Below are 16,848 nucleotides of genomic sequence, written 5' to 3'. Positions count from 1 at the left end.
TCATTTAAAAATAGTTAGTTATTAAATAAATATATTAAAAGTATCATTTTAAGCTATCAATCAGTTAGCAAGGAGCTGTTTAATTACAGCTCCTTTTTTGGCAAAAAAATGAAAGCTTTATTTAAATTTTAATAATTTTTGTTAACCTTAAATCATTTTTTCATAATTTGCATTCCCCTTAATTCATTTAAATATAATGATTGAAGTAACCCGACTTTTCGATTTTCCTTATTATCAACTTGAAAAACACAACCTAGAAGCTGCTTTAGTTACCAAAAAAAATGGTACATGGGAAGCAACTTCAACCAAAGAATATATAGATAAAGCTAATGCTTTAAGTAGAGCTTTATTAAGATTAGGTGTAAATAAAAACGATAAAATTGCAGTAATTTCTTCTACAAACAGAACAGAATGGAATATTGTAGATATAGGCGTATTACAACTTGGTGCGCAAAATATTCCTATATATCCAACTATATCTGCAGAAGATTACGAGTATGTTTTAAATCATAGCGAATCTATATACTGCTTTGTTTCAGATAAAGAAGTTTTAGAAAAAATAAACAAAGTTAAAGACAAAACTAAACTTAAAGACGTTTACTCTTTTGATCATATTGAAGGCTGTAAACACTATTCAGAACTTTTTGATTTAGGAAAAGATAATAGTAATCAAGCAGAAGTTGAAGCTAGAAAAGATGCAGTAACACCTGATGATTTAGCTACAATAATATACACTTCTGGTACAACAGGTAAGCCAAAAGGTGTTATGTTAAGTCATAATAACATTACTAGTAACGTATTAGATAGTATACCACGATTACCAATTTCTACTGGTCAAACAAAAGTTTTAAGTTTTTTACCAATTTGTCATGTATTTGAACGTGTATTAATTTACATTTATCAATATGCAGGAACAAGTATTTATTTTGCAGAAGCTATAGATAAAATTGCAGAAAACGCTCAGGATATTAAACCAAATTTAATGAGTGTTGTACCTAGATTGCTAGAAAAAGTTTACGACAAAATCTATGCAAAAGGTACAGAATTAAGCGGTATAAAAAGCAGACTTTTTCATTGGGCTATAGAATTAGGAGAACAATGGGAACCTTACGGTAAAAATGGTGCTTGGTACGAGTTTAAACTAAAAATAGCTAATAAATTAATCTTTAGTAAATGGCGAGCTGCTTTAGGTGGCGAGTTAACTACTATGGTATCTGGTAGCGCAGCATTATCACCAAGATTAACACGTATATTTTGTGCTGCAGGCATGAAGGTAATGGAAGGATATGGATTAACAGAAACATCTCCTGTTATTTCTGTAGGCATGTACAGAGAAAATCATTTTAAGGTTGGTACCGTTGGTAAACCGATAAGAAATGTAGATGTAAAAATAGCAGAAGATGGCGAAATCCTAATTAAAGGACCAAACGTAATGAAAGGCTACTACAAAGATCCAGAAAAAACAGCTAGCGTGATGACTGGAGACTATTTTCATACAGGAGATAAAGGTGAAATTGACCCTGATGGTTTCTTAAAAATTACGGGACGAAAAAAAGAAATGTTTAAAACCTCTGGAGGAAAATATGTCATTCCTACCCTTTTAGAAAACGACCTAAAACAGTCTAGATTTATAGAACAAGCAATGGTCGTTGGGGAAGGCGAAAAAATGCCAGCAGCTATTATTCAACCTAATTTTGAATTTTTAAGAGATTGGATTGATAGAAAACATAATCATATAGGTAAATCAGATAAAGAAATTGCAACGTCACAAGTAGTTATAGATCGTATCCAAAAAGAAATAGACAACTGCAATAAAAGTTTCGGAAAATGGGAACAAATTAAACGATTTGAACTTACACAAGATGTTTGGTCTGTAGATGGTGGACAATTAACACCAACCATGAAAATGAAACGAGACGTCATTAAAAATATCTATAAAGATCTCTACGATAAAATTTATAATTAATCATTTTTTAATACAAAATAAGAAGCCATCTAAAATTTAGATGGCTTTTTTTGTTAATATCATAATCTTTTTTAAAAATTTATTATGCACGCATAATAAATTTTACTATCTTTGAAAACCTTCAAAAGAATTTTAATGCAAAACAAAAAAGAAAGAACGATAGATTACATGCTAAGAACCACTTGGTTAGCGGTAAATAAAATGTATAACGAAGAAGCTGCAAAGTTTGACACAACTATGGCTACAGGGTTTACATTATTAAGTATCGATAAAGAAAACGGTACACCTTCTACCTCTTTAGGACCAATAATGGGCATGGAAGCAACTAGTCTTTCAAGAATATTAAAACGTATGGAAGAATTAGGTTTGATAGAACGTAAACCTAACCCAAACGACGGTCGTGGTGTTTTAATTCATCTTACTGAGTTTGGAAAAGAAAAAAGAAAAGACGCCAAAGAACGTGTTTTAGTTTTTAATGAAACTGTAAGAGCACACGTTTCAGAAGAAAAACTAAAACATTTCTATGAAGTGTCAGACACTATAAACGAGTTAATTTCTAATAAAAAAATATATACTAAAGAAACCATTTAATAAAAATGAGTAAACGTAGAATCAAAAAAGTAGCCATTATTGGATCAGGAATTATGGGAAGCGGTATCGCTTGTCATTTTGCCAATATTGGTGTAGAAGTCTTATTATTAGACATTGTACCAAGAGAATTAAACGATGCCGAAAAAGCTAAAGGATTAACTTTAGAAGACAAGGTTGTAAGAAACCGCATTGTAAACAATGCATTAGCTGCATCATTAAAATCTAAACCATCACCAATCTATCACAAAGATTTTGCTAACAGAATTACTACTGGTAATCTTGAAGATGATATAGCAAAAGTTGCAGATGTAGATTGGATTATGGAAGTAGTTGTAGAAAGACTTGACATTAAAAAGCAAGTATTTGAAAAACTAGAACAACACCGTACACCAGGTACTTTAATTACATCAAATACATCTGGTATTCCTATTAAGTTTATGAGCGAAGGACGTAGCGAAGATTTCCAAAAGCATTTTTGCGGAACGCACTTCTTTAATCCAGCGCGTTACTTAAAGTTATTCGAAGTAATTCCTGGACCTAAAACATCTCAAGACGTTTTAGATTTCTTAAACGGTTACGGTGAACAGTTTTTAGGAAAAACATCTGTAATAGCTAAAGATACACCAGCATTTATTGGTAACCGTATTGGTATTTTTGGTATTCAATCCTTATTTCATCAAGTAAAAGAATTAGGTTTGACTATTGAAGAAGTTGATAAATTAACTGGTCCTGTTATTGGTCGTCCAAAATCGGCAACTTTCCGTACGGTAGATGTTGTTGGATTAGACACTTTAGTACATGTAGCTAACGGAATTTACGACAACTGTCCTGATGACGAAGCACATGAACTTTTCAAACTACCAGATTTCATCAACACTATGATGGAAAACAAGTGGTTAGGAAGCAAGACAGGACAAGGATTTTATAAAAAAGTAAAAGGAGATAATGGTAAAAGTGAAATTTTATCGTTAGATCTAGAAACATTAGATTATCGCTCTAAGAAAAGAGCCTCTTTCCCTACCCTAGAATTAACAAAAACTGTAGATAAAGTCATCGAGCGTTTTCCAATTTTAGTAAAAGGAAAAGATAAAGCTGGCGAATTTTATCGCAAAAACTTTGCAGCAATGTTTGCTTACGTATCACATCGTATTCCTGAAATTTCAGACGAATTATATAAGATAGATGATGCTATGAAAGCTGGATTTGGTTGGGAACATGGTCCTTTCCAAATTTGGGATGCAATTGGTGTAGAAAAAGGTCTTGAAATTATGAAAGCTGAAGGGAAAACACCAGCAGCTTGGGTAAATGATATGGTTGCATCTGGTAACACATCGTTTTACACAGTAAAAGATGGTGCAACGTATTACTACGATATTGATAAGAAAGCTCAAGAAAAAGTACCAGGTCAAGATAGCTTTATCATATTAGATAACATCAGAAAATCTAACGAGGTATTTAAAAACTCTGGTGTAGTTGTTGAAGATTTAGGTGACGGAATTTTAAATGTTGAATTCCAATCTAAAATGAACACTATTGGTGGCGACGTACTAGCTGGATTAAACAAAGCAATAGACATTGCTGAAAAAGATTTTGCTGGTTTAGTTGTTGGTAACCAAGGAGCAAACTTCTCTGTTGGTGCAAACATCGGAATGATTTTTATGATGGCTGCAGAACAAGAGTATGACGAGCTTAACATGGCGATCAAATACTTCCAAGACACGATGATGCGCATGCGCTACTCGTCTATTCCTACTATTTCTGCACCACATGGCATGACGCTTGGTGGCGGATGTGAGTTATCACTTCATGCAGATAAAGTTGTTGCTGCTGCAGAAACTTATATGGGATTAGTTGAGTTTGGAGTTGGTGTAATTCCAGGTGGTGGCGGATCTAAAGAAATGGCTTTAAGAGCGCAAGACACTTTCAAAAAAGGTGACGTCGAGTTAAATACTCTTCAAGAGTATTTCTTAACTATTGGTATGGCAAAAGTATCAACTTCAGCTTACGAAGCATTTGATTTAGGTGTATTACAAAAAGGAAAAGATATTGTTGTTGTTAATAAAGACAGACAAATTGCTACAGCTAAAGCACAAGCTAAATTAATGGCAGATCAAGGCTACACGCAACCTGTAAAACGCAAAGACATAAAAGTACTTGGGAAACAAGCATTAGGTATGTTCTTAGTAGGAACAGACTCAATGGAAGCAAGCCACTACATTAGTGAACACGATCAAAAAATAGCTAACAAATTAGCTTACGTAATGGCTGGTGGTGATTTATCAGAACCAACTAAAGTAAGTGAGCAATATTTATTAGATCTAGAACGCGAAGCATTTTTATCGCTTTGTACTGAAAGAAAAACATTAGAAAGAATTCAGCATATGTTGAAGACTGGAAAACCACTTAGAAATTAGAAAAAAGAAACAAGATGCAAGAAACAAGACATCTTGATTCTTGATTCTTGGCTCTAAAAATCAAAAGAAAAAATGAAACAAGCATATATAGTAAAAGCATACAGAACAGCAGTTGGTAAAGCACCACGAGGCGTGTTCCGTTTTAAAAGAGCAGACGAGTTAGGTGCAGAAGTGATTCAGCACATGATGAAAGAATTACCAAATCTAGACGTAAAACGTATTGACGACGTTATAGTTGGTAACGCAATGCCAGAAGGATCACAAGGTTTAAATATGGCACGTTTTATCTCATTAATTGGGTTAAATAGTGTTGATGTTCCTGGTGTAACGGTTAACCGTTTTTGTTCTTCAGGAATAGAAACTATCGGTATTGCAACTGCAAAAATCCAAGCAGGAATGGCAGATTGTATTATAGCTGGTGGATCAGAAAGTATGAGTAGCGTACCAATGACAGGTTTTAAACCAGAACTAAATTACGATACTGTAAAAGATGGTCATGAAGATTATTATTGGGGAATGGGTAATACTGCAGAAGCGGTTGCTAACCAATTTAAAGTGTCTCGTCAAGATCAAGATGAATTTGCTTACAATTCACATATGAAAGCTTTAAGAGCTTTAGCAGAAGATCGTTTTCAAGATCAAATTGTTCCTATAGATGTAGAGCAAATTTATTTAGATGAAAACGGTAAAAAAGCAACTAAAACATACACTGTAACAAAAGATGAAGGTCCTAGAAAAGGAACTAATGTAGAAGCTTTAGCAAAATTACGACCAGTATTTGCTGCAAACGGAAGTGTAACCGCTGGTAACTCGTCTCAAATGAGTGATGGTGCTGCATTTGTTATGGTTATGAGTGAAGATATGGTTAAAGAATTAAATCTAGAGCCTGTTGCAAGATTAGTAAATTACGCTGCTGCTGGTGTTGAACCAAGAATTATGGGAATTGGACCAGTTAAAGCTATTCCAAAAGCATTAGAACAAGCAGGATTAAAACAATCCGATTTAGAGTTAATAGAACTTAACGAAGCTTTTGCATCTCAATCATTAGCTGTAATTAGAGAGTTAGATTTAAATCCAGACATTATTAATGTTAATGGCGGTGCAATAGCATTAGGGCATCCATTAGGATGTACAGGTGCAAAACTTTCAGTACAGTTATTTGACGAAATGCGTAAACGTGACATGAAAGGTAAATATGGTGCTGTAACCATGTGCGTTGGTACAGGTCAAGGTGCTTGTGGAATTTTTGAATTTTTAAACTAATTAGAATTAAGACATGAGATTTGAGTAATGAGACATCTATAAACCTCAATACTCATTACTAAAAACTAAAATCTATAAAAATATGGCAGAAACAGAAAAAGACATCCTACGTGGCGGTCAATTCTTAGTAAAAGAAACAAATTGTGAAGATATTTTCACACCTGAAGATTTTTCAGAAGAACAACAAATGATGAAAGACTCGGTTATCGAATTTAATGACCGTGAAATTATACCTAACAAACCTCGTTTTGAAGCTAAAGATTATGCTTTAACAGAAGAAGTAATGCGTAAAGCTGGAGATATGGGCTTTTTAAGCGTTGCTGTTCCTGAAGCTTATGGCGGAATGGGAATGGGCTTCGTATCTACAGTGTTAACTTGTGACTATATTTCTTCTGGTACTGGATCTTTTAGTACTGCTTTTGGTGCGCATACAGGTATTGGTACTATGCCAATTACACTTTATGGTACAGAAGAACAAAAACAAAAGTATGTACCAAAATTAGCTTCTGGTGAATGGTTTGGAGCGTATTGTTTAACAGAACCTGGTGCTGGATCTGATGCAAATTCTGGTAAAACTACTGCAGAGCTTTCTGCAGATGGTAAAACATACAAAATCAACGGACAGAAAATGTGGATTTCTAACGCTGGTTTCTGTAACTTAATGATTGTTTTTGCTAGAATTGAAGACGATAAGAATATCACAGGTTTTATTGTAGAATATGATAAAAACAATCCTAACGGAATCACTTTAGGTGAAGAAGAACATAAATTAGGAATCCGTGCAAGTTCTACACGTCAAGTATTCTTTAATGATACTGAAGTTCCTGTAGAAAATATGTTAGCTGGTCGTGGAGAAGGTTTTAAAATTGCAATGAATGCCTTAAACGTTGGTCGTATCAAATTAGCTGCTGCTTGTTTAGATTCGCAAAGACGTATCACAACTACAGCTGTTCAATATGCTAACGAGCGTAAACAATTTAAAACACCAATTGCAGACTTTGGTGCTATAAAAATTAAGTTAGCCGAAATGGCAACTAACACTTATGTTGGTGAATCTGCAACTTACAGAGCTTCAAAAAATATCGAAGATCGTATTGCTTTACGTGTTGAAGCAGGAAACTCACACCAAGAAGCAGAACTTAAAGGTGTAGAAGAATACGCTATCGAGTGTTCTATCTTAAAAGTAGCAGTATCAGAAGACGTACAAAATTGTGCAGATGAAGGTATCCAAATTTTTGGAGGTATGGGATTCTCTGAAGAAACACCAATGGAAGCTGCTTGGAGAGATGCTCGTATTGCTCGTATCTACGAAGGAACAAACGAAATTAACCGTATGCTTTCTGTAGGTATGTTAGTTAAAAAAGCAATGAAAGGTCACGTAGACTTATTAGGTCCTGCAATGAAAGTTCAAGAAGAATTAATGGGTATTCCTTCTTTTGATACACAAGATTATACTGAGCTTTTTTCCGAAGAAAAAGAAATGATTGCAAAACTTAAGAAAACCTTCTTAATGGTTGCTGGTGCTGCGGTGCAAAAATTTGGACCAGATTTAGAGCAACACCAACAATTACTAGTTGCTGCTGCAGATATTTTAATTGAAATCTACATGGCAGAATCTGCTATTTTACGTACAGAGAAAAACGCAAAACGATTTGGAGAAGAGTCTCAATCTGCTCAAATCGCAATGTCTAAATTATACTTATATCACGCTGTAGAAACTATAGAGAAAAAAGGAAAAGAAAGTATTATTTCTTTTGCTGAAGGTGATGAGCAACGTATGATGTTAATGGGACTTAAGCGCTTTACTAAGTACCAAAACTACCCAGACATTGTAGACTTACGCAATGAAATTGCTGAAAAAATAAAAGAAGAAAACAAATATTGTTTCTAAGAATTTAAGTGAGTTTTAGTTTTAATTTCGAAAAAGCTGGTTCAAGTATTTGAATCAGCTTTTTTATTTTAGTATTTTAGAAAAAAATAGAAAAATGAAAAAACTAATTATTATACCTCTACTTCTCTTTACTTACATTTCATTAGGACAAACCAGTCAAAAAATATATGATATTATCGATTCTGTTTCAGCAAAACGAATAGAAAAAGATATACAAACATTAGTAAATTTTGGAACAAGAAACACCTTTAGTGATACCATTTCTAACACAAGAGGAATTGGTGCTGCAAGACGTTGGATAACGTCTGAATTTGAATCAATTTCTAAAAACTGTAATAACTGTCTTGATGTATTTTATCAAAAAGACTTTGTGACTAAAGAAGGGAATCGACGTGTACCACATGATGCTTGGGTTGTAAATGTTGTAGCTATCCAAAAAGGAACAAAATATCCTAATAGATATATTATAATGAGTGGAGACATAGACTCTAGAGCTAGTGATACTATGGACTTTACCACAGACGCTCCAGGAGCAAATGATAATGCGTCTGGTATGGCTGGAACCATTGAAGCTGCAAGAGTTCTATCAAATTACCAATTTGAAAGTAGTATTGTTTACGTTGGTCTTTCTGGTGAAGAACAAGGTCTTTTTGGTGGCAGTGGTTTAGCTAATTATGCCAAGGATAATAATTGGGAGATTATCGGAGTCTTAAATAATGATATGATTGGAAATATCAAAGGAGTTGATGGAGTAATAGACAATCGTACTTTCAGAATTTTTTCTGAACCTGTTCCTGCAAACGAAACTGAAAGAGAAAGACAGCTTAGACGCTTTTATGGTGGTGAAGTTGATGGTATATCAAGACAATTAGCAAGATATGTACATAAAACAGTAAAAACATATATGCCAGAAATGAATCCTATGATGGTTTATAGATTAGATCGTTTTGGTCGTGGTGGACATCACAGACCCTTTAACGATTTAGGTTTTGCAGGAATTAGAATTATGGAAGCTCATGAAAACTACAATCAGCAACATCAAGATATACGTGAGGAAAACGGAATTAAATATGGAGATGTTATTGAGCACGTTAATTTTGAATATGCTAAAAAACTAACTGCCGTTAACGCTATAAACATGGCTAGTTTAGCTTCTGCGCCTCCAACTCCAAAAAACGTTGCTATTGGTGGTATTGTAGAACCTTCAGCAAAATTTAAATGGGATAAAGTTGATGGCGCTGTTGGTTATAAAATATATTGGAGAGACACAACATCTCCTACTTGGGATTACAGCAGATATGTAGGTGATGTTTCAGAATTTACTTTAGAAGGTATTGTTATTGACAACTACTTTTTTGGTATTGCTGCGGTAGGAAAAGATGGTTTTGAAAGTCCCGTTGTTTTTCCTAATAAAGTATTTAGATAATAAAAAAGGACTTCAAATTTGAAGTCCTTTTTTTGTTTTTTAATTAGCTATACTACTTTTTACTTTTTCATCTGTTGTTACATTAGACAAGTTAATCGCTGTTTCAATTAAAGCTAAATGAGAATATGCTTGCGGGAAATTACCTAACAATCGTTTTGTTTTAAAGTCTATATCCTCACTAAACAATCCTAAATGATTACTGTAAGATAATAGTTTATCAAACATAGCTTTAGCTTTTTCCTCCTCGCCTATTTTATACAAACTGTTTATAAACCAGAACGTACAAATTGTAAATGATGATGATGGTAAACCAAAATCGTCTTTATTTTTATATCTATAAAGTAATCCGTCGTTACTTAACTCTCTTTCTATTGCGTTAACTGTGCTAACATATTTTGGGTCTTTAGCATCTATAAATCCATAAGGTTCCATTAATAATACAGACGCATCTAAATCTTCTACACCATAAGCTTGTGTAAATGCATTAGCAGTATCACTCCAAGCATTACTCATAATGTCATTTTTAATTTCATCTTTAATAATTTTCCACTTATTTGCTTTATGGTATTTATTCAATATTTCAGCAACTTTAATAGCACGATCTATTGCTACCCAACATAACACTTTAGAAAACGTAAAATGCCTGTCCTCGCCTCTAAATTCCCAAATTCCTTTATCTGGTTCTTTCCAGTGTTTGTTTACTACCCAAACAATTCCTTTAGTAATGGTCCAAAGCTCTTCGGTATTTTCTATGTCTAAAGAAAAAGACACAAATTGCTGATGGATTACATCCATTAAAATACCATAAATATCATTTTGTTTTTGCTTATAAGCAGCATTACCAACACGCACAGGTTTAGAATCTTTATAACCACTTAAATGATCTAAACTATACTCGGTTAACTTTTTCTCCTTATTGATTCCATACATGATTTGCAGTTTTTCATCTTTATCAGGAATCAAATCGATAATAAAATTTAAGTAGCGTTTAGCCATATTTTTATGACCTAATTGTGATACTACTTTTATCACCATAGAAGCATCTCTAATCCAGCAAAAACGGTAATCCCAGTTTCTTACCTCGCCTATTGTTTCTGGTAAAGAAGTAGTTGCTGCTGCTAGTACAGCACCAGATTTATCGTAGGATAGTAATTTTAACGTTAATGCACTGCGCAAAATTTGTGCATTATACATATTGTATTTTGGTGTTTTATCTATCCAATTTAACCAATATACTTTGGTACGTTGGTGATCTAAGTAAATACTTTCTACTGTTGGGTTAAAAATCTTTTCGTTGTAACCTATTAAAAAGTAACCGTCTTCTTTAAGTGTAATTTCTTTTTTATCTACAATTGCATTTTTATCAAATGACGTGTATAAAAAAAGCGTATCAAACTTTTCACCATGAGTTAGGCTAGCTATAAAATCTTCTTTTACGTAAATTTCTGTTTTACCTTTAGCATATTCTAATTTTGGATTATAATCTACTGTAAATGTAGGTTTACCTGAAATGTGTTTAAAATATCTTACTAATTCTGGTGGATAATAATAAGTTCCGTCTTGCTTATGAAATCTTGGCATAAAATCATGCACTTCAAAAACATCAATTCCGTTACTAAATCTAGTAACCAAGATATTTGTTTTATCAATGTAAAATTGTTTAGTAGTATAACTTTCATCTACATTAATAGAAAAATGTCCACCAATTTTTTCATCTAAAAGTTTAGCAAAAACAGATGACGAATCAAATTCTGGCAAGCAACACCAATCTACAGATCCTGTTTTTGATATTAATGCTGCACTTCTACAATTTCCTACAATTCCGTAATCTAAATTATTTCCCAAATCTTTTGTTTTATAATGTTTTCAATCAATTTTTCATTAAATTAACGAAAATCTTAACTTTAAACCAAAGCAAACCCTTATGAATAAAACAATTATTGTTTCTAATCGTCTTCCTTTACAAGTCAAAATTGAAAATAATACTTTAAACATAAAACCTAGTGTTGGCGGATTAGCTACCGGTTTAAAATCGGTTCATGAAGAAGGGAATGGTATTTGGATTGGTTGGTCAGGATTGACCGAAGAAGAGTTAAATAAAGACTTGTCTAATCAAGTTAATAAAGAAGTTACTAAAGCAAAATGCGCTACTGTACCGTTAACACAAGATGATGTAGACAATTTTTACTTCGGATTTAGCAATAAAACCCTTTGGCCTTTATTTCATTATTTTATGGAATACACCGAGTTTGATAACGATCAATGGGAAGCTTATAAAACTGTTAATCAAAAATTTGCAGATGTTGTTTTAGACAATATCGAAGATGGTGACACAGTTTGGGTACATGATTATCAATTGCTGTTACTGCCAAAGCTTATCAAAGACAAAAAACCAAATACGACCATTGGTTTCTTTTTACATATTCCTTATCCGTCTTATGAAATTTTTAGAACGTTTCCTTGGCGTGAAGAATTGCTGCACGGTATGCTTGGTGCCGATCTTTTAGGATTTCATACGTATGATTATGAGCGTCACTTTTTAAGTTCTGTAAAACGAATTTTAAGATTAGATGTTCAGTTTAACGAAATTTCATATTTAGATCGTGTTGTTAAGGTAGATTCATTCCCAATGGGAATAGATTACAAAAAATTTCATAACGCAGCGCTTTCTCATTTAAATCAATCAAATACTGAAAAATCTGAGCTTCAAAAACGATTAGACGATCATATTCAGGCTGGTCCAGATACCAAATTAATCTTGTCTATAGACCGTATGGATTATACCAAAGGTATACCAAATCGTATTCGCGCTTTTGAATATTTCCTTAACAAATATCCGCAGTTTAAAGAAAAGGTAAGGTTGGTGATGTTGGCGGTTCCGTCACGTTCTGATGTGCCTCAATATCAAAAATTGAAACGAGAAACAGACGAACTTGTTGGTCGTGTTAACGGAGAATTTTCTACCGTTAGTTGGACGCCAATCTGGTATTTTTATAGATCTATGCCTTTTGATAATTTAATAGACTTGTATACCTCATCACAAATTGCATTAATTACGCCAGTAAGAGATGGAATGAATCTTGTTGCTAAAGAATACGTTGCAACACGCGTTAACCAAGATGGTGTTTTGATTTTAAGTGAAATGGCTGGCGCATCTAAAGAAATGAACGAAGCATTACTTATTAATCCTAATAACTTCGAACAACTAGCTGATACTTTAAAACATGCTATTGAAATGCCTGCTGAAGAGCAATCTAAAAGAATAAAAATTCTTCAAAAACGTCTTCAACGTTACAGCGTAGAAAAATGGGCAGAAGAGTTTATGAAATCCTTAAACGACACCAAAAAAATAGGCAAGACAATTGTTGCTAAAAAAATGGATGAAAACCATCAAGCAACTATGATTTCAGATTTTAAACAGGCTAAAAGAAAGCTGTTATTTTTAGATTATGATGGTACTTTGGTTGGATTTAAAGATAATCCACAAGATGCAAAACCAGACGATAAATTAATACAACTTTTAGACCAATTAAATCAAACAGAACATACAGATGTGGTTATAGTTAGTGGTCGCGATCGCGAAACTTTTGAAGACTGGTTTGCAGACAAATCTTATAACCTAATCACAGACCACGGAGTATGGTTAAAGGCTAAAAACGACGATTGGCAAATGTTAGAAATCTTAAAAACTAACTGGATGGACAACATACAACCAATACTTCAAACCTTTGTAGATCGTACTCCAGGAACATTTATCGAACAAAAAAAATACTCATTAGCTTGGCATTACCGCAAAGCCGATCCAGAATTAGCTCAAATAAGAACTATAGAATTAAATACAGTTTTAACACATTTAATATCTAACAACGATCTATCTGTTTTAAAAGGAAATAAAGTCATCGAAATTAAAAGTAGCAGCGTTAATAAAGGTCGTGCAACTTCACGCTGGTTAACAAAAGCTAATTACGATTTTATTTTTGCAATTGGTGATGATTGGACAGACGAATTTATGTTTGAAGATTTACCAGAAAACACCTATTCTGTAAAAGTTGGCTTTAAAAAAACAAAAGCAAAATATTACGTAAAAGATACAGACAAAGTCAGAGATTTATTAGCTAATTTTACGCAACAATAATTTATTAAATGAAATCAATTTTCACCTTTGCTATTTGCTGTTTGGCATTTACAATATCTCACGCACAATTACTTCATAAAAAGAAAAATTTTACTCGACAAGATACACTTCGCGGAAGCATTACACCAGAACGTGAATGGTGGGATTTATCTTATTATCACCTAGATATAAAAGTAGAGCCAGAAACCAAAACAATTTCGGGTAAAAACACCATTCAATACAAAGTATTGCAACCATATCAAGTTATGCAAATAGATTTGCAACCGCCTTTAGAGCTGACTAAAGTCACTCAAAATGGCGAAGAACTTGATATTAAACATGATGGAAATGCTCATTTTATCACACTTAAAAACACTCAAAAAATAGGAGAAGTAAATAGCGTCGTTGCCTATTATGAAGGTCAACCACGTGAAGCTGTTCGTGCGCCTTGGGATGGCGGTATTTCTTGGAAAAAAGATAAAAATGGTAATCATTTTATAGCATCGTCTTGTCAAGGACTTGGCGCAAGTGTTTGGTGGCCAAATAAAGATCACATGTATGACGAGGTAGACAGTATGCTTATTAGTGTAAATGTGCCTGAAAAATTAATGGATATTTCCAACGGAAGACTTAGAAAAATTGAACAAAAAGATGATCAAACAAAAACGTATCACTGGTTTGTAAATAACCCAATTAATAATTACGGAGTAAATATTAACATAGGTGATTACGCTAATTTTTCAGAAGTTTATGAAGGTGAAAAAGGCGATTTAGACATGAATTATTATGTACTAAATTACAATCTAGACAAAGCCAAAACACACTTTACAGATGCTCCAAAAATGATGAAAGCTTTTGAGCATTGGTTTGGTCCGTATCCATTTTACGAAGATAGTTTTAAGCTAGTTGAAGTACCATATTTAGGCATGGAGCATCAAAGCTCTGTTACCTACGGAAATCAATATTTAAAAGGATATTTAGGTAACGATCTGTCTGGTACAGGTTGGGGATTAAAATTTGATTTTATCATTATTCATGAAGCTGGACATGAATGGTTTGCCAACAATATTACAAATGTAGATATTGCAGACATGTGGATTCATGAGAGCTTTACAGCATATTCCGAAAGTTTATTTTTAGATTATTACTATGGTAAACAAGCAGCATCAGAATATGTGATTGGAACCAGAAGAAGCATACAAAACGACAGACCATTAATTGGACAATACAATGTAAATAATGAAGGTTCTGGAGACATGTATTATAAAGGTGCTAACATGCTTCATACCTTAAGAACTATTGTAAATGATGACGAAAAATGGCGTCAGATTTTGAGGACTTTAAATAAAAAATTCTATCACCAAACTGTCACAACACAACAAATTGAACATTGTTTAGCTGAAGAAACTGGTTTAGACCTAACAGGTTTCTTTAATCAATATTTACGCACGACTAAAATTCCTGTGTTTGAGTATAAAATTGAAAATAAAACTCTGAAATTCAGATTTTCTAATACCGTAGAAGATTTTAAAATGCCTTTACTAATTAATATTGGCGGAGAAGAACATTGGATAAACCCAACTAATGAATGGGAATCTATTAAAATTCCTTCAGCAAATTCTTCAATTAGTGTTAACAACAATTTTTATATAAAATCATTACAAATAAAGTCTTAGATAAAAAAAGCATCGTAATAACGATGCTTTTTTTATTTACAAACCTTTAATAAAGCTTCCGTAAGGATCTTTAAACTGAATTCCTTTTGTAAATCTGTATTTACTTAATTGCTTATATTCTACTAAAGCCCAAAGCACAAACTCTTTCATAAAGTAGCTATCTTCTTTACTTAAATTAGATTGGTGTTTTGCAATTAAATCATCTAATGGTGTAACAGCTTCTAGTAATGATTTATATTCTTTATCTCTTAAATCATCAAGTAATTCAAAACCATCAGATTGGTTAAAAAACCAAGATACAATATCATCATATGGACCTACATCATCTTGTTTTTTAAGTTTTTCAATTTCAGGAAAATATTGAATAAACAATGTTTTTACCGCTTCACCAATTAAATTATAAGCCACATTAGCTGCACCTTCTTGTTCGCCTTCATAAACCAATTCTACTTTACCAGTTATTGCAGGAATAATTCCTAGAAAATCAGATAACCGTACAGCAGTTTTTTCATCATTATTTTTTAATGCTCTTAGTTCGGCAGCACTTAATAAGTTTTCATAAGCTGTAATACTTAAACGTGCGCTCACACCACTTTTTTCGTCTATAAAATCGCTATGTCGTGCTTCAAAAACTACTTGTTCTAAAACATCTTTTGCTAATTCTGGTACGTAAATAGAATCTTGTTGTCTTATATCCGATTTTGCTTCTTGTTGTGTTATCGTTTTTGCGGTTTCTATATCATTTGGATAATGCGTTAATATTTGCGAACCAATTCTATCCTTTAAAGGCGTTACAATACTACCTCTATTTGTATAATCTTCTGGATTTGCGGTAAAGATAAATTGCATATCTAATGGCAATCTTAGTTTAAAACCACGTATTTGAATATCGCCTTCTTGTAAAATATTAAATAACGCTACTTGTATTCTGGCTTGTAAATCTGGCAACTCGTTAATCACGAAAATACAACGGTTAGCACGTGGAATCATTCCGTAGTGAATAACACGATCATCTGCATAACTCAATTTTAAATTGGCAGCTTTAATAGGATCTACATCACCAATAATATCTGCTACGGTAACATCTGGCGTTGCTAATTTTTCAGCAAAACGCTCGCTTCTATGTAACCAACTAATTGGCGTATCATCACCTTTTTCTTCAACTAATTGAATAGCGTATCTTGAAATGGGTTGTAACGGATCGTCATTAATCTCGCTACCTTCTACAACAGGAATGTATTCATCTAACAAAGTCAACATTAATCGTGCTAATCGTGTTTTTGCTTGACCACGTAATCCTAACAAATTAATGTTATGTCTTGATAAAATGGCACGTTGTAATTCTGGAATTACTGTGTTTTCGTAACCATGAACACCTTTAAAAATGGTTTCCTTATTTTTTATTTTTTCTATTAGATTATCTCTCAATTCATCTTTTATAGATTTTGGTTGATAACCAGATTTTTTTAATTCTCCTAAAGTTGTTATGTTTTCTATTTTCATTTTA

General features: G+C 33.0%; 10 protein-coding genes. 8 read left to right on the top strand and 2 right to left on the bottom strand.

The window, feature by feature from the left end:
• The first annotated feature begins 196 nt into the window (after window positions 1-196).
• From FHS04_RS00280 to FHS04_RS00255, 6 genes are all read left to right on the top strand, one after another.
• The gene (locus tag FHS04_RS00280) at window positions 197-1,966 is read left to right on the top strand and encodes an AMP-dependent synthetase/ligase (RefSeq protein ID WP_106676944.1); all 1,770 of its coding nucleotides are present in this window, start codon (window positions 197-199) and stop codon (window positions 1,964-1,966) included.
• Window positions 1,967-2,101: 135 nt separating this feature from the next.
• Window positions 2,102-2,557, top strand: coding sequence for a MarR family winged helix-turn-helix transcriptional regulator (locus FHS04_RS00275; RefSeq protein WP_027878619.1), 456 nt, complete (start codon window positions 2,102-2,104; stop codon window positions 2,555-2,557).
• A gap of 5 nt (window positions 2,558-2,562) precedes the next feature.
• Window positions 2,563-4,971 carry a 3-hydroxyacyl-CoA dehydrogenase/enoyl-CoA hydratase family protein gene (locus FHS04_RS00270; protein ID WP_106676946.1) on the top strand — a complete coding sequence of 803 codons (2,409 nt, stop codon included), beginning with the start codon at window positions 2,563-2,565 and terminating at the stop codon, window positions 4,969-4,971.
• A gap of 72 nt (window positions 4,972-5,043) precedes the next feature.
• Entirely contained in the window at window positions 5,044-6,234 is a 1,191-nt protein-coding gene (locus FHS04_RS00265) for an acetyl-CoA C-acyltransferase (RefSeq protein WP_106676948.1), read from the top strand.
• An 82-nt stretch (window positions 6,235-6,316) separates the two neighbouring features.
• Window positions 6,317-8,125, top strand: a complete 1,809-nt coding sequence (locus FHS04_RS00260) for an acyl-CoA dehydrogenase family protein (protein ID WP_106676950.1) — start codon at window positions 6,317-6,319, stop codon at window positions 8,123-8,125.
• A 94-nt stretch (window positions 8,126-8,219) separates the two neighbouring features.
• Window positions 8,220-9,551, top strand: a complete 1,332-nt coding sequence (locus FHS04_RS00255; RefSeq protein ID WP_106677039.1) for a M28 family peptidase — start codon at window positions 8,220-8,222, stop codon at window positions 9,549-9,551.
• A 39-nt stretch (window positions 9,552-9,590) separates the two neighbouring features.
• Here FHS04_RS00255 and FHS04_RS00250 read toward each other — a convergent pair whose 3' ends face one another.
• Window positions 9,591-11,396, bottom strand: coding sequence for a glycoside hydrolase family 15 protein (locus tag FHS04_RS00250; protein ID WP_106676952.1), 1,806 nt, complete (start codon window positions 11,394-11,396; stop codon window positions 9,591-9,593).
• Window positions 11,397-11,475: 79 nt separating this feature from the next.
• On the opposite strand from FHS04_RS00250, the gene FHS04_RS00245 reads away from it, so the two are divergent.
• Both FHS04_RS00245 and FHS04_RS00240 read left to right on the top strand, forming a co-directional pair.
• Window positions 11,476-13,686 (top strand): bifunctional alpha,alpha-trehalose-phosphate synthase (UDP-forming)/trehalose-phosphatase, encoded by a 2,211-nt coding sequence (locus tag FHS04_RS00245; protein ID WP_106676954.1) that lies wholly within the window; start codon window positions 11,476-11,478, stop codon window positions 13,684-13,686.
• A gap of 8 nt (window positions 13,687-13,694) precedes the next feature.
• Window positions 13,695-15,341: a M1 family metallopeptidase gene (locus tag FHS04_RS00240; protein WP_106676957.1), complete on the top strand. Its 1,647-nt coding sequence runs from the start codon at window positions 13,695-13,697 to the stop codon at window positions 15,339-15,341.
• A gap of 36 nt (window positions 15,342-15,377) precedes the next feature.
• Here the strand turns inward: FHS04_RS00240 and FHS04_RS00235 are convergent, their stop codons facing one another.
• Window positions 15,378-16,844, bottom strand: coding sequence for a MoxR family ATPase (locus tag FHS04_RS00235; protein WP_106676959.1), 1,467 nt, complete (start codon window positions 16,842-16,844; stop codon window positions 15,378-15,380).
• Between the last annotated feature and the right edge of the window lie 4 nt (window positions 16,845-16,848).

It is taken from the genome of Mesoflavibacter zeaxanthinifaciens subsp. sabulilitoris (genome assembly GCF_014191595.1).
Lineage (GTDB): Bacteria > Bacteroidota > Bacteroidia > Flavobacteriales > Flavobacteriaceae > Mesoflavibacter > Mesoflavibacter zeaxanthinifaciens.
The sequence above is the reverse complement of the archived record's forward strand: the minus strand, read 5'-3'. Positions and strand labels throughout refer to the sequence as shown.

Coding starts and splice junctions, on each gene's coding strand:
- FHS04_RS00235 (WP_106676959.1), bottom strand. CDS start 16,844: ATGAAAATAGAAAACATAACAACTTTAGGAGAATTAAAAAAATCTGGT.
- FHS04_RS00240 (WP_106676957.1), top strand. CDS start 13,695: ATGAAATCAATTTTCACCTTTGCTATTTGCTGTTTGGCATTTACAATA.
- FHS04_RS00260 (WP_106676950.1), top strand. CDS start 6,317: ATGGCAGAAACAGAAAAAGACATCCTACGTGGCGGTCAATTCTTAGTA.
- FHS04_RS00280 (WP_106676944.1), top strand. CDS start 197: ATGATTGAAGTAACCCGACTTTTCGATTTTCCTTATTATCAACTTGAA.
- FHS04_RS00270 (WP_106676946.1), top strand. CDS start 2,563: ATGAGTAAACGTAGAATCAAAAAAGTAGCCATTATTGGATCAGGAATT.
- FHS04_RS00275 (WP_027878619.1), top strand. CDS start 2,102: ATGCAAAACAAAAAAGAAAGAACGATAGATTACATGCTAAGAACCACT.
- FHS04_RS00255 (WP_106677039.1), top strand. CDS start 8,220: ATGAAAAAACTAATTATTATACCTCTACTTCTCTTTACTTACATTTCA.
- FHS04_RS00245 (WP_106676954.1), top strand. CDS start 11,476: ATGAATAAAACAATTATTGTTTCTAATCGTCTTCCTTTACAAGTCAAA.
- FHS04_RS00265 (WP_106676948.1), top strand. CDS start 5,044: ATGAAACAAGCATATATAGTAAAAGCATACAGAACAGCAGTTGGTAAA.